Below are 14,838 nucleotides of genomic sequence, written 5' to 3' on the forward strand. Positions count from 1 at the left end.
GTGCTACTTACAATTTAATCATTACGCCAAAAGTGTATACAGCTGGAATTGGGTACACCTCGCGGTCAATACCATCTGCTACTTCTGGGTTGAAGCCGTTGTATTTGAAGATAGTCAATGGGCGTTCTGCCGTAAATGTTAAACGTGTTTCTGGCCATTTGCTCTCGCTGCCAAAGAAAGTGTACGATAGGCGGACGTTTTGTAGGCGGAAATACGAGCCACTTTCCATAAAATAGCTGCTCATGTTTTGATTCCAAGCACGTCGCAAGCCAGATGCAGAAGGATACTGGTTCGATGTGCCTTCGCCTCTCCACATGTTTTCAGCTAGATCAGCATCAATGTTGGTGTCATTGGTGAAAATCATCTCGCCACGTTTACGGTTCAGAATACTGAAGCCAGACTGGCCTTGAAATAGTGCGGAGAAATCCAATCGCTTATAACTAAGACCTATGTTTCCTCCCCAAGTAAATGTTGGCAAGTAAGATCCTAGAACGGTACGATCTAGATCGTCGATCACACCATCACCGTTGACATCTCGGAAAATTAAATCACCTGGACGAAGGCCGTTGGCTTGAATAAACTCTGGCGTATACCCACTGTTTTGGATTTGCTGCTCATTTTGGAATACGCCGACCACATCATAACCAAAGAAAGCTTGATAAGGTTGGCCAAGGATAGAACGTTGTCTAAACTCTGCCTGTCCAGCATCCAAAAATGGTGCATCACCGAGACTACGTACCTCATTTTTCAGCGTAGCAATATTACCGCCTATGCTGTACGAGAAGTCCTCGTTGATATTGTCCTGCCAGTTGAGGTTCATTTCAAATCCAGTGTTGCGGAAAGCCCCCACACTACGACGCTCCGATCCACGAAGTACTGGTGGGATAATGTTTACCGCAAGGTTGCGCGTGTCTCTGATGAAATAATCTGCATTCAATGACAAACGGTTATTAAGAAACTGTGCGTCGATACCTACGTTGGTCTCTACTGTGGTTTCCCAGCTCGTGATTAAATCAAACAGGGGATTAAGGAAGCGACCCACAATACGGCCATCTCCAATCGCACCCGTGTTTTCTTGATATCTTGGGCGACCTGCGGCTGGATTGATGCCATCATTACCCAACTGACCCCAACCTCCGCGAAGTTTTAAGAAGTCGATTCCAGGTACATTGAAAAACTCTTCCTGTGATACCACCCAGCCTGCGCCGATCGTCGCAAAGTGACCCCATTTCTTTTGAAACTTGTTGTTACCGTCACTTCTCAATGTACCATAAAGTAAGTACTTGCCATCGTAGTTATAGGCTACCCGACCGAAGAAGGAAAGGAATTTCAAATTTGCATTTAATGTAGTCTCGTTGGCGTCACCAATGTCATTCAAATCAAAATCTGTTGCATTAGTAAGATACCAGAATTGTTCTGCCGCACGTGTCGGCGCTGGATTGATCGCTGTACCTCTAGCGAAAAGCAATTCGCTGTATTCGGTACGATACGAATGTCCTAAAACGGCGTTTAAGTTATGCTTGCCAAACTGATCATCGTAGGTCAAGAAGTTGTCCCATACCTGATCATAGCTGCTCGTATTATTTCTACGAATGGCTGATGGTACCTGAGTAACACCATCATTGTATCCCTGATCTACGCGACGTGTATTGTTAAATGCCAGACTGTAATTGTACTGCGTACGGAATTTCAGTTTGTTCTCGATGATGGTGGCTTCTAGATTGAAGTTACCTAATACTTTGGCGATATGGTTTCTGTTATCAACAAAATTCAATGGGAAAAATGGATTTTGTACTCCTCTATAGCCCAAAGATTGTGCATTGGCCAATCCAAGTGGTGAAGCGGCCGTGTTTTGTGGATCAAATACAGGTAAGGTCGGTACCGCGAAATAAGAGCGGAACCACGCCGTGTTTTCACCAACATATTGACGGGCGGTACTTACATTAAAGTTACCACCAACCGTCAACCAGTCACGCACACGACTATCTACTTTTGTTCTGAAATTCAAACGGGTGAAATCATTACGCTGCTCGTTCAGTAAACCTTCTTGATTGAAGTAACTTCCACCTATGGCATAGCGTGTTTTCTCGCTACCTCCACTAAAGGATAAGTTGTGGTTTTGGATAGGAGCTGGCGACATCACTTCGTTGTACCAATTGGTATTGACATTAGGCAGTGCTGGATTATTTGGATCGGCACCAAAGCGGTTGATCGCATTTTCAATAAATGCGATATCGGCAGCGCTTCCCGTTTCGTTGATGTAGCGAACAAATTGCTCGGTGTTGGCCATTTTTAAGACGTTTTGAGGATTTTGAATACCCCAATAACCATCGTACACGATTTCCGCTTCTTGATTGTAAGCACCTGATTTCGTTTCGATGATAATAACGCCATTGGCAGCGCGTACCCCGTAAATAGCAGCAGCAGAAGCATCTTTCAACACATTGATGGTGGCAATATCGTTCGGGTTAAGAAAGTCGATATTATCAAAAAACATGTTGTCTACCACATACAATGGCGCTGAAGCACCTTCGGCAGAGGTAACACCACGCAAGCGAACAGTTGGCGAAGCGCCAGGCGCGCCGCTACTCACAATTTGTAATCCTGGTACACGCCCTTGCAAAGCTTGCATAGGTTGTGCTGCGGGAGTTTTTACAATGTCATCAGCACGTACAGTCGCGACTGCGGTGGTGAGGTTACGTTGGCGTTGTGTACCGTAACCAACGACTACAATTTCTTCTAAAGTTTGGTTGCCGTCTTCTAGCAACACATTTAAGACGGTATCGCCTGCAGTGACTGTGACAGTTTTCGTTTCATAACCCAGGAAAGAAAATGATAGTGCATCGCCAGTGGTAGCGTCGATCGTAAAACGACCCGCATCATCTGTTTGCGAAATAGTAGATTTTCCAGAAATGCGAATGGTAGCACCGGGGATACTCATTTGCGATTGGCTGTCTTTTACTGTTCCCCGTATGGTGGTTTGGCCATACACTAGAAGGCTGCTGTATAAAAACAGCAAGGAGAGTAAGAGTGACTTCCTCATAGATAGTGTGTAATTAGAATAAGTGATTTAATTTATAATGGCTTTGATATTTATGTCCCAATCATCATATGTAGCCGGGGACATAACAAATATCAGCATATAAGGTTTTGTCAGGGAATTTTGTACTAGCACATCATTACTACGCCAGTGAGATAGTTGCTTTAAGCATTGATAATTAAATCTATTGACCTATATACTAGTATCTTACGATCTAATCTAAAATCAAAATCATCTTCTACAAATGAGATCTCGTAGTTTGTTTAAACGGAATATGTGTGGTAATGATGTAGTAGATTGCCTATATTTCTAGCAGAAATTCTGTCAGATTCTTGTTTGTTTCTAATTGCAGTTTCTTGCGCAGTCGATATCTTCGGATCTCAACACCGCGCAGACTGATGTTCAACAGAGAGGCTATTTCCTTGCTCGACATATTGAGCCGGAGGTAAGCGCAAAGCTTCAGATCGTTGGGTACTAACTCGGGGTAATCGGCTTTCAACTTCTTAAAAAAGTTGTCGTGAGATTCATTGAAACTGGATTCGAAGAGCTGCCATTCGCGCTCATCATTTTTAGCTTCGTCGATGAGCTTATTTACTTTCTTGAGTTGGTCTGAGCCGAGGGATTTGCCTTCGGCATCTTTAATATTTGCTACTTCTTCGTGTAAGGTTTTGAGCAGATCATTCTTGTATACCACATTGGTGGCCATATTCGATAACTCCCGCTTTTTGTTCACTAATTCCTGTTCCAGTTGTTGGTTTTTAAGCTGCATCATCCGCTGCGCATTCAACTCGTTTTCGCGTTCAAGAGCGCGTTGCTTTTCCTTTTGCAATTTCAGCTGTAGTTCCTTCTTTGCACGATGAAGCTTTTTCTTGTACCATTTACGGATCATTATAGTGGCGACGACAAGGAGCACGGCGTAGCAAAAGATAGCGAACCAGCTCCAATACCAAGGTCGAGCAATCTCGAAGGTGAAGGAATTGATGTCAGATATGTTTCCCATAGCATCCATACTCCGTACTTCGAATACATATTTTCCGTGTGGAAGATTGGTGAAGTCTTTGTATGCATCCGCACCCCATTCGGAGAATGTTTCGCTAAATCCGAGTAATCGGTGCTGGTATTTTACCGGACTAGCATCATACCAAGGCACGCTGTAGGCAATGCGTATATTGTTTTGACTGTAGGAAATAGATTGATCGCTGTCTAGTGGAATTAGTTCGGCTGTGCTATTCCAAAATCCAGTCACTAGCGGCGCGCCAATGCGGACCTCATCATTTTTCAAATCGCGCATATACAAGGCAAAACCATCATTGAGGCCGATGAGATCTATGTTCTCGCCAATGCGTAGCAGATTTTCGTAACCACTCATCATTCGTCCGGATAGGGGACGCCACGTGGTGGAGTCGATCTGCGCTGCGCCATCGTTTTGGAAACTGAGCTTGGCCAAATGTGAATCTTTGAAAAACCAAAAACTGTTTTTATGATCCGCTTGAATACGATTGGTCGTCGCGAATGGCCCTAATATCTTGTTCAACTCATCATAACGCGTAAACTCATTCAGCACATGATCAAACCGAAACAGACCGGTATCTGTTGCAAATACATGCTGGCGCCCCATATCGTAAATACCATAAATCTGGGTGTTTAGAGGCATCCCTTTGGTTGTCGAGTTGTGTGCTTTTAGGCTTGAAAAATCTTCCGCAAATTGTACAAAATGCAAATTATCTTCATTACCAACCCAATATCCTGTTTTGCTTTCTCGCATGATATATTTGATCGGTTGCTTGATCGATGGGTATTGCTGGATATGCTGGAATGGCTTCCTGGAACGGTTAAACAAAGAAAGTCCGGTGTAATTACCTTCTAGAATCAGATCACTATCGGGAATGGGATTCAATACCAAACTGCCTGTGTAATCGGATAGTCGATTGAGTCGATTTCCATCTACGGCAAAAACGCCACCATTATGGCCACAATATAGCACATCATCAATCTCTCGCAGATACCAAACCTGTCCATTCGAATTTTGCACAAATTGAAATTGCAGTGGCTTCTCGGAAAATACACCGCTCCATGCGCTTTTGAAAAGACCTTGGTTGGTTCCAAGATATAGTTCGCCTTGAAAAATAGCCGAAGAATAGACGGTGCCGAGCATGCCTGTCTGATCTGTATAGTAATAAAACGGTCTATGCAGATCCAGACGGTCAATCCCATTATCTAGTCCGATCCAAAGGTTTGATTGCCGATCCAGCGTTAAGCTTAAGACCGTATTATTCTGTAATCCAGTGTTTTTATTGATTTGCTGTACGATCTCACCTCGGGAATTGATGATAATCAACCCATTCTTAATGGTGCCGAAAGCATACAAATCTTCGCCGACCTGCAATGCGTTGTTAATTTGGTGCTGTTCGAATAGTGCCTGCGCAGTGGTGCGCCAAGGTCGAATACGCTCTTGCTGATCCATCAGGTAAAGACCATCTCGCTCCGTAGCGATTAAAGTTTGATTTTGCGCAAATGGCAACATACTTAGGATACGCTTTCCGCGTAGTACATCCTTTTCACGAACGGGCATAAGCTTGCCTTGTACGTATCGGTGTAAACCAGATGGTATTTGTTCAAAATACAACTCCTGACCGACTGCAAAAGAGAATAAAAATGGTTCTCCAGCTGCGCTGATGATCGATATTTTATCGCCATCTAATACGTATGCTTTCGAAAAAGCCTGAAAAATAATTCGCTTACCCTGCGTAATAATGCGCCAAATCTCGTCGTTTTTTAATGTTATTTCTGCTGGAACTAGGGAAGTTAAGCTTGTATAAGACAATCTTCCGAATCCATTATCAATCCAATAGCCAAATTCTCCTTTTCCACCAGTGTAAATGCGTCCGTCTGGAGTCGCGTTCACGCTGCGCATAGGCATTCCTTTTGTCGATCGATTCAAATGCCACTCTTGGCCGTCATAACGCAATAATCCTGCATTATTGGCTGCGTAAATGACGCCCTTCTTGTCGACCGAAAGCCCCCAATTTTGATTATCTGCGAGATAATCTGCTTTGCTGTAATGCGCCACATGCGGTTTGGCAACGCGAGGCAGCTCTTGCGCAGTCAGATATCTCGGAAAGCAAATAGCACCTAAAATGGCTATGTGATAGATAATGTTCAACATCCGATAGAGTTTTTGCAGCTACAAGTTGTAATGCTTGCGATAACGTTCAAAGGTTTGCCAATATTTGTCTTTATAGATGTCGTAACTGTGTATAAAATCACCGGCTTGTTCAGACAAAAGTTCATTTATAATCTTGGAGCAGATTCTAAATTCCTTACTCACAAAATAGATTTCTCGTACGCCGTCACCCGTTTGTTGGCCAATGTAAAGATAAGTAGACCCATCTTGCAAACTAGCGACCAACGCTTCATCTAGATTATTCAATGCGATCATGGTTTCGTCATCTGGAATACCATCAGCATGCGTAGATTGGTACTCCAAAGATATACGGATGATATAAGGACGAGAAGGTTTGTTTTCCCATTCCAATAATTGCGTGTTCATATACGCGACCAATGGAAATCCACCTTTTATTTCGCCTTTGTATACCGAAAAACTATCGTTGTTTTCGCTGGCGTAGTTGCTTTCGTATTCTTCAACAAATTCTGTTTTTCTCCAAGTCAGAAAATCTTGCAGGCTCGTAATGGGGATCAATTCTTGATCGGCAGAGTCTCTTCCCATGACCGTTACACTATCAATCAAGGTGATGGATTGTAGTTCTCCCAGATAGTTATCTAGAAAGATGTAAATACCGCTGGTGATGATTTCATCAGCATTTTCATTATAGTCGTCGTACACGATGGACAGATCAATCTCATCCGGATATATACGGTGTTCATTAGCAAAAAAATGCAAATTGTCTTTGGTGAACACATAATCGCCGACTTGTATAGAAGCATTTTCAATAGAGGTTGGCGGTTTGAGCGCTGTAAAAACCCAATTAGGTAGCACAGGTGCCATGGATACAATCTCTTCGGCAAAGACGATATTCTTAATGTTTCCATCGGGCGTAAGCACCAACTCGGCTTTAGATCCAAACAAACCTGTTAAGAAAAATATTCCAGGATGTAACTTAGATAGGCGAGGAGCTAGCAATTTAAAAAAACCATCTTCCACATTTCCCGCTTGCACAGCGTTAAAGAATCGTGCTTCATTCTTAATGAACCATTCCCAAAATTCACTGATCGCTTCAGGATCTTTGACTACATCTTTCCGACTATCCTGTTTCATGACCAAATTTTAAATAACGTCACCCTCAAGAGGCGCTTCTAAGCTAAATTAATAAAATCGAAGGAATATTGGGCGTTATAACAGACTATTTCTATATCCACAGTATTGGGCAGCGAACTATCACGAGTTTCCGATGATTTTGTATCTTTGCGCCAAGTTTAGAAAGCATAGCAAAAGACCGAATGGCAAATAAGAAAGCAAACCCGAAAGTAACTACACCCAAATTTGACAGACCGGTAGATACTTATTTCTATGAGATGGATAAAGCATTGCAAGGAAATAAAAATGTGTATGCTTTGGGGGTATTCCTAACATTCTTTAGCGTAATGGGCTTGATTTGGATGATTCCATTCCCGCAATTAGCTTTTTTAGAGCGCATGGAAGCGCAGACTTTTCTAAATTGGGGCTCTTTCTTTATTGCTATTGTGATTTATATCTACCTGAAGTTGGCCGCCACGTTGTCATACGCGATGTTATTTACGATCGGAGGGATGAGTTACCTGATTGTACAATTAGAATACGTGGAGCGCGATCACGGTCTGCCCGCATGGATGGTGTTTGCTGCATTAGCTCTTATTGGTTTAGTCCTATTATATCTACATTACCAAAAAGAGCAACCGAGCACCAAACCAGTTTCCTTTTTACGTCTACTAACCGTTGGCCCAATCTGGCTGTGGTCCAAAGTGTTTCAAAAACTAGGCTGGCGCTATTAGATTAAGTACTAGTATGCTGTTCGAAATAAGCGCGAACACTCTCTTCGTCTCGCTGAATCTGAGCTTGCAACTCTTCTAAACTTTCAAACCACTGATCGTGTCGGATAAAGTGTACAAAACGGACGCGAAGTGTTTTCTTGTACAAATCATCTTTAAAGTCCAATAGATTCACCTCGATTTTGCGACTCATATCATCGATAGTAGGTCGTGTGCCAATGTAGCACATGCCCTTCGCTACGCGCTCCGGTTGTGGCGAGATGTATGGCCCTGACTCAATAGAAGGCACACGCGGATAGATTTCTACCTCTACGGCGTAAATACCGTATGCAGGAATCAACTTATGACTTTCGTGCACATTGAGGTTTGCTGTCGGAAAACCAATTGTACGACCAATCTGATCTCCTTTTACGACAGTTCCTGTTAACTCAAATGGGTAGTCCAAGTATTTATTGGCTGTTGCAATATCCCCTTTAATCAGTGATTCGCGAATGCGTGTAGACGAAACGCCTACATCATCAATATCCTGTTTGGGAATTTCGCTGACCTGAAAATCAAATATACTGCTATACTTGGTGAGCTCTTGAATATTTCCGGCGCGATCTTTTCCAAAATGATGATCATAACCGATAATGATCGATTTGCAACCAATCTTATTGACCAACACATTGGAAATGTATTCTTCCGGAGTCTGTATCGAAAAATCTCTCGTGAATGGCGTGATAATCAAATGATCGATCCCTGCTAATGCCAAGCGATGCGTTTTTTCTTCGATGTCATTGATTAGCCGCAAGCTATCATCATCCGGATTAATTATCAATCGTGGATGCGGAAAGAAGGTTAGCAAAACGGTTTCTCCGCCCGTAGTACGAGCCGTTTCTACCAATTTGCTTAGTATGCGTTGGTGTCCGACGTGTACACCATCAAACGTACCAATGGTAACCACCGCATTGGGTATTCGTTCGAATTCGTCTAGACTTCTATAAATTTTCAATGTGAAGCTCTTTTAATTAATACGTTACTTCTTCCGACGTACTTTAATTATTGTTTTTGCGCTTTAATAGCGTGAATCAAATCTTGCAGGTTCCAGGCATCTTCTACGCTGAAATCACCGCTTTTTGTACGACACAGAGCCGATAAGTGACTCCCATTTTGCAATCGCTGACCAAAGTCGTTAGCAATAGAACGTATATAAGTGCCCTTAGTACATTTAATTCTAAAATAAATCTTTGGCAGCTCAATTTTTTCCACCTCAAAACTATGCACCGTGATTTGTCTTGGCTTCAATACCACTGTCTCACCACGACGTGCTTTTTCGTACACGCGCTCGCCATCAATCTTAATCGCAGAGTGTGCAGGCGGATATTGATCCTGTTCGCCTACGAATGACGCAGCCGTACGATATATATCATCTTCCGAAATAGCACTGATATCAAACGTTTGATCGATATCACTCTCTAAATCAAAGGTTGGCGTTGTAGCGCCTAAAGTAATCGTACCGGTATATTCTTTGTCTTCTGCCTGAAAACTATCAATCTGCTTGGTCATTTTTCCCGTACAGATAATTAAAAGTCCGGTAGCTAAGGGATCCAAAGTACCTGCGTGGCCCACTTTTAGTTTGAGCGGTTTCATGGTGTTACGCAACTTACCAACCACATCAAAACTCGTCCATTCGTAAGGTTTATCCACTAGCAAAAGCTGTCCTTCCGCAAAGTGAAACTGCTTTTTCTCCTCCATCATCAACTCCGAAATTCCTTATAAAATTTCGAGGCTATAACCACCAGCCATCAAAAGAATAATGATCGTTCCTATCGCAATACGATACCAACCAAAGGCTTTGAAACCATACTTGGTAAGGATACCTATAAAAGTTTTTATGGCAATAATCGCCACGATAAAACCAACCACATTACCGATAATCAATAAATTGATTTCATCCGAGCTGAATGCGTGACCCTCTTTCAAAAACTTGTACAACTTCACAATAGAGGCACCCAACATCATTGGGATCGCCAAGAAGAATGAAAATTCTGCAGCCGCTTTACGTGTCAGCCTCTGTGTCATACCACCTACGATGGTACTCGCTGAACGAGATGTACCTGGAATCAACGCTAGACATTGATAACAACCAATGATAAAGGCTTGTTTGTAAGAAATAGCATCCGAATCATCTGTGGTCGGTTTATTAAACCATTTGTCGACAAACAGTAAGATCACACCACCAATCACTAACATCACCGCTACCATAAATGGACTTTCCAACAAATCGTCGATGAAATCACTAAATAATAAACCAAGAATAGAAGCCGGAATACCTGCTACAACTAACTTGAAATAGAAATCAAAGGATTTAAAGAAACGTTTCCAATACAACACCAATACCGATAGGATGGTACCTAGCTGAATAATAATGGTGAACAGTTTGACAAATGGAGTAGGTTCGATGCCCATGAACGCGGTCGCGATAATCATGTGGCCAGTAGACGAAACGGGTAAAAATTCTGTAAGGCCTTCAATAATGGCCAAGATAATTACTTCTAAATAGGTCATTATCCTTCGTTGGATTTAGCGGGTTTTGGTTTATATAAAATAGCTACAAAACCTAGCGCAAAGCCCAGCACAACCACGAAAGGCGCGATAGTGATTTTTGTAAAACTATATAGGTCTTCGGTACCAATCATTAAGATAAATCCAATAGCTACCACTAAGATACTCAATACAAAGAGTTGGTAGTTTTCTTTCTTGAAAACGAAAGTAGCTTTGCTCGCAGAGCCAACCTTGGTGGTTGATTGCTTTTTTACTTGAGCCATATTTTAGATATTTTTTGGTGTCAAAATTTATATTAACGATACAGACTGGATGATTTTGCTTTTAGGTACTTCGTTACCGCAAAGTAGGTGCTTGCACCAGATATCAGGATGCCCAATATCACCACTGCCACGAAGATAAAGATGAATTCTAACCAATCGCGCAAGAATACCAACTCAGGTACTTGTTGTTGAGCAAAATGCAAGGTCAACAACAATAACAAGATCGCGATCAAGGAACCGATCAGACCGTGCACGATACCATACAAGATGTACGGTTGGCGGATAAAGCCTTTCGTCGCACCGATCAACTGCATGCTTTTTATCAGGAAACGTTGTGAATAAATCGCTAAACGAATCGTATTGTTTATTAATGCTACTGCAATGATTAGCAAAATTACCGCAAATGCAAGCACGACAATACCGATCACCCGAATATTTTGATTCACCATATCAATCAGGTTTTCCTGATACACGATTTCATTGATGCGGCTATTGCGAGAAACTTGCGTAATGAAAGCTTGAATACTATCATTATTGGCATAATCTTCGTTCATGTATACATCAATAGAAGGTAGTAGCGGATTGTGACCAAGGTATTCGACAAAATCTTCACCCAAATCCTCTTTTAAGTTTTTAGCGGCTAATTCTTTGCTGATGTATTCGGTACGTAATACATGTTTATTGCGATCCAAGTCTTTTTGCAATGCCAATACATCGCCTTCATTAACATTGTCATTGACAATCACGTTGAGTACGATATTTTCCTTGACGTATTTAGACAGGTTTTTAGCGTGAACTAGGATCAGTCCTAGCAATCCTGTCATCAAAAGTACCAATGCAATACTGATAACAGTGGATACATATACCGATTTGGTCTTTTTTCTGGAGGAGCCTTCTTCTATTATTGACATATGTTCTTGCGATCTTATATATACCCTGCGAAAGTAATCATTATTGCCGACTATAGAAATAGGCGTTAACATAATCTAACACTTTTCAAGCGCCATTTTGGGTTTGTAGTCGCTATAATCTTAATAAATCGTTATTTTCGCACTTGTTATAAGTTCATTGCATTTATTATATGGAGTACAATCATAAAGTCATTGAAAAGGGATGGCAAACTTTTTGGGCAGAAAACGGCACATTTCGCACGAGCGAATCTACCGATAAGCCAAAGTATTACGTGCTAGACATGTTTCCTTACCCATCAGGAGCGGGCCTGCACGTCGGTCATCCACTTGGATATATCGCCTCAGATATCTTTGCACGATTCAAAAGATTGAAAGGTTTCAACGTGCTTCATCCAATGGGTTATGACTCTTTTGGTTTGCCAGCAGAGCAATATGCTATCCAGACGGGACAGCATCCGGCGATCACGACGGAGGTGAATATTGATCGCTATCGCGAGCAATTGGACAACATCGGTTTCTCCTTTGATTGGTCGAGAGAAGTGCGCACCTCCGATCCAGCGTATTACAAATGGACGCAATGGATCTTCATGCAGTTATTTCATGCTTGGTACAACAAAGACGCGGATAAAGCAGAATCAATAGATACTTTAGTTGAGCGATTTCAACAAACAGGTAGCGAAGGAATTAATGCAGCTTGTGACGAGGATGTAAAAACGTTCACCGCGCAAGAGTGGGCGGCCTTTATGCCGGAAGAACAATTGCAAGAATTACTTAAATACCGCTTAGCTTATCTGCGTGAAAGCACGGTAAATTGGTGTGCAGCCTTGGGTACTGTATTAGCAAATGATGAAGTGATCAATGGCGTTTCTGAGCGTGGCGGATATCCTGTCGAGCAGAAAAAAATGATGCAATGGTCGATGCGGATCACGGCGTACGCCGAACGTTTGTTGACCGGATTAGATACCGTGGATTGGCCAGAGCCTTTAGTAGAGATGCAGCGTAACTGGATTGGAAAATCCATCGGCGCGACGGTGCGTTTTCCGCTGCCGCAATTAGATACCAATATTGAAGTATTTACCACGCGAGTGGATACCGTTTACGGGGTTAGTTTTGTGGTTCTGGCACCGGAGCATGAATTGGTCAGCACTCTGACTACAGACGAACAACGCGCTGCCGTTGAAGAATATATTGCGACCACTTCGAAGAAATCGGAGTTGGATCGTATGTCGGATGTAAAAGCAGTATCAGGTGTTTTCACAGGTGCTTACGCTAAGCATCCGCTGACTGGTCAGGATGTACAGATTTGGATCGCCGATTACGTGTTAGCTGGATATGGTACCGGCGCGGTGATGGCCGTACCATCGGGCGATCAACGGGATTATTTATTTGCCAAGCATTTTGATTTACCTATTATCCCAATTTCAGATTCCCAAGACATTAGCGAAGCGGCCGACCCGAATAAAGACGGTCGTTACATCAATTCCGAAATCATCAATGGCTTGACGTATGAACAAGCCGTTCCGGCGGTAATCGATCAGTTGCAAGCGTTAGGATTGGGTAAAGGGAAAATCAATTACCGCATGCGCGATGCGATCTTCGGTCGTCAGCGTTACTGGGGCGAGCCAGTTCCGATCTATTTCAAAGATGGTTTGCCTTATTTGATTGATAAAGAAGAGCTGCCTTTGTTGCTTCCTGAAGTAGATAAATACTTGCCAACCGAAACCGGCGAACCACCTTTAGGTCGTGCGCAAGATTGGAAATATCAAGGCAGCAATATGTACGAATTGAGTACGATGCCCGGTTGGGCAGGTTCGTCTTGGTATTGGTTTCGCTATATGGATCCTAAAAATCCAAATACATTTGCTTCTCGCGAAGCGGTGGATTACTGGAAATCGGTCGATTTATACATCGGTGGTTCGGAGCATGCTACCGGCCATTTATTATATTCCAGATTCTGGAACAAATTTTTGAAAGATTGGGGTTGTCAGGGAGAAGAGGAACCTTTCAAAAAACTGATCAATCAGGGAATGATTCAGGGACGCTCCAACTTTGTGTATCGCGTGATGGACGCCGAAGGTAAAGGGACAAATCAATTCGTTTCCTACGGATTGAAAGGGGATTACCAAACGATGGCCCTGCATGTGGATGTCAATATCGTTTCCAATGACGTGTTGGATCTGGAGAAATTCAAAGCTTTCCGTCCGGATTTTGCTGACGCCGAATTTATTTTGGAAGATGGCAAATATCATTGTGGCCATGAAGTGGAGAAAATGTCGAAATCTAAATTCAATGTGGTAAACCCTGATGATATCATCGAACAATACGGCGCAGATACCTTACGCTTATACGAAATGTTCTTAGGCCCATTAGAGCAATCAAAACCTTGGAATACGAATGGGATAGAAGGCGTCTATAAATTCCTTAAGAAGCTGTGGCGTTTGTTTCATGATGCGGAAGGTAATTTCCATATCTCTAATGAAGAACCAACAAAAGCAGAATACAAAGCGTTGCACAAGATTATCAAAAAGGTGGAAGATGATATCGAGCGATTCTCTTTTAATACCTCGGTATCTGCCTTTATGATCTGTGTGAATGAGTTGACAGATTTGAAATGTAACAAGATCAAAATTTTGCAGGACTTGGTGATTACCTTACAACCTTATGCGCCGCATATTGCAGAGGAATTATGGTGCTTAATGGGACAGCCTAAAGGAACAATCTCTTATGCTTCTTATCCAGTATTCAATCCAGCATATTTGGTAGAATCGGAGTTTGCGTACCCAGTTTCTGTAAATGGAAAAACTCGTTTGAATTTGCCACTCGCATTGGATCTAGACCAGAAAGCGGTAGAGGAGATCGTGTTGGCTAATGAAGAGGTGCAGCGTTATATCGATGGTAAAGCGATTCGTAAGATCATCTTTGTTAAAGGTAAGATTATCAATATTGTAGTGTAAACCAGCAGTAGCTTATTATGAAAGCGGCGCTGGAGTAGATCCAGCGCCGCTTTTTATGGTTTTAGCCTTTATTACGCGTAGTTACGACAAGGTGATCTTCTCGTTCAGAATTTTGATGCTGTTTAAGCTTAAATGTG

The 14,838-nt window shown here is 42.4% G+C and carries 10 protein-coding genes; 2 read left to right on the forward strand and 8 right to left on the reverse strand.

Annotation, left to right across the window (positions count from 1 at the left end):
- Nucleotides 1-7 precede the first annotated feature (7 nt).
- From GKO22_RS13115 to GKO22_RS13125, 3 genes are all read right to left on the reverse strand, one after another.
- Nucleotides 8-3,043 (reverse strand): SusC/RagA family TonB-linked outer membrane protein, encoded by a 3,036-nt coding sequence (locus GKO22_RS13115; protein ID WP_166335751.1) that lies wholly within the window; start codon nt 3,041-3,043, stop codon nt 8-10.
- A 298-nt stretch (nt 3,044-3,341) separates the two neighbouring features.
- Complete coding sequence (locus GKO22_RS13120) at nt 3,342-6,206, reverse strand: ligand-binding sensor domain-containing protein (RefSeq protein WP_166335753.1); 2,865 nt, start codon at nt 6,204-6,206, stop codon at nt 3,342-3,344.
- Nucleotides 6,207-6,224: 18 nt separating this feature from the next.
- On the reverse strand, nt 6,225-7,316 hold the full coding sequence (locus tag GKO22_RS13125) for a DUF695 domain-containing protein (RefSeq protein ID WP_166335755.1): 1,092 nt from the start codon (nt 7,314-7,316) through the stop codon (nt 6,225-6,227).
- 182 nt (nt 7,317-7,498) lie between these two features.
- Between GKO22_RS13125 and GKO22_RS13130 the strand changes: the two genes are divergently transcribed.
- Nucleotides 7,499-8,029, forward strand: a complete 531-nt coding sequence (locus tag GKO22_RS13130) for a DUF962 domain-containing protein (protein WP_166335757.1) — start codon at nt 7,499-7,501, stop codon at nt 8,027-8,029.
- A 1-nt stretch (nt 8,030) separates the two neighbouring features.
- Here the strand turns inward: GKO22_RS13130 and GKO22_RS13135 are convergent, their stop codons facing one another.
- Genes GKO22_RS13135 through GKO22_RS13155 form a run of 5 tightly spaced genes read right to left on the reverse strand, consistent with a single transcriptional unit; the run spans nt 8,031 to nt 11,747 of the window.
- On the reverse strand, nt 8,031-9,020 hold the full coding sequence (locus GKO22_RS13135; RefSeq protein WP_166335759.1) for a bifunctional riboflavin kinase/FAD synthetase: 990 nt from the start codon (nt 9,018-9,020) through the stop codon (nt 8,031-8,033).
- A 47-nt stretch (nt 9,021-9,067) separates the two neighbouring features.
- Entirely contained in the window at nt 9,068-9,766 is a 699-nt protein-coding gene (gene truB, locus GKO22_RS13140) for a tRNA pseudouridine(55) synthase TruB (RefSeq protein ID WP_166335761.1), read from the reverse strand.
- A gap of 15 nt (nt 9,767-9,781) precedes the next feature.
- Nucleotides 9,782-10,576, reverse strand: a complete 795-nt coding sequence (locus GKO22_RS13145; protein ID WP_166335763.1) for an undecaprenyl-diphosphate phosphatase — start codon at nt 10,574-10,576, stop codon at nt 9,782-9,784.
- On the reverse strand, nt 10,576-10,836 hold the full coding sequence (locus GKO22_RS13150) for a DUF3098 domain-containing protein (protein ID WP_166335765.1): 261 nt from the start codon (nt 10,834-10,836) through the stop codon (nt 10,576-10,578). Before GKO22_RS13150 ends, GKO22_RS13145 begins: the two co-directional genes overlap by 1 nt.
- Nucleotides 10,837-10,868: 32 nt before the next feature.
- Entirely contained in the window at nt 10,869-11,747 is an 879-nt protein-coding gene (locus GKO22_RS13155; protein WP_166335767.1) for a cell division protein FtsX, read from the reverse strand.
- A 170-nt stretch (nt 11,748-11,917) separates the two neighbouring features.
- Between GKO22_RS13155 and leuS the strand changes: the two genes are divergently transcribed.
- Entirely contained in the window at nt 11,918-14,701 is a 2,784-nt protein-coding gene (gene leuS / locus GKO22_RS13160) for a leucine--tRNA ligase (RefSeq protein WP_166335769.1), read from the forward strand.
- The last annotated feature ends 137 nt before the right edge of the window (nt 14,702-14,838 follow it).

The sequence above is a fragment of the Sphingobacterium chungjuense genome, assembly GCF_011316935.1.
Taxonomy (GTDB): Bacteria; Bacteroidota; Bacteroidia; order Sphingobacteriales; family Sphingobacteriaceae; genus Sphingobacterium; species Sphingobacterium chungjuense.

Coding starts and splice junctions, on each gene's coding strand:
- GKO22_RS13115 (WP_166335751.1), bottom strand. CDS start 3,043: ATGAGGAAGTCACTCTTACTCTCCTTGCTGTTTTTATACAGCAGCCTT.
- GKO22_RS13120 (WP_166335753.1), bottom strand. CDS start 6,206: ATGTTGAACATTATCTATCACATAGCCATTTTAGGTGCTATTTGCTTT.
- GKO22_RS13125 (WP_166335755.1), bottom strand. CDS start 7,316: ATGAAACAGGATAGTCGGAAAGATGTAGTCAAAGATCCTGAAGCGATC.
- GKO22_RS13130 (WP_166335757.1), top strand. CDS start 7,499: ATGGCAAATAAGAAAGCAAACCCGAAAGTAACTACACCCAAATTTGAC.
- truB (WP_166335761.1), bottom strand. CDS start 9,766: ATGATGGAGGAGAAAAAGCAGTTTCACTTTGCGGAAGGACAGCTTTTG.
- GKO22_RS13145 (WP_166335763.1), bottom strand. CDS start 10,576: ATGACCTATTTAGAAGTAATTATCTTGGCCATTATTGAAGGCCTTACA.
- GKO22_RS13150 (WP_166335765.1), bottom strand. CDS start 10,836: ATGGCTCAAGTAAAAAAGCAATCAACCACCAAGGTTGGCTCTGCGAGC.
- GKO22_RS13155 (WP_166335767.1), bottom strand. CDS start 11,747: ATGTCAATAATAGAAGAAGGCTCCTCCAGAAAAAAGACCAAATCGGTA.
- leuS (WP_166335769.1), top strand. CDS start 11,918: ATGGAGTACAATCATAAAGTCATTGAAAAGGGATGGCAAACTTTTTGG.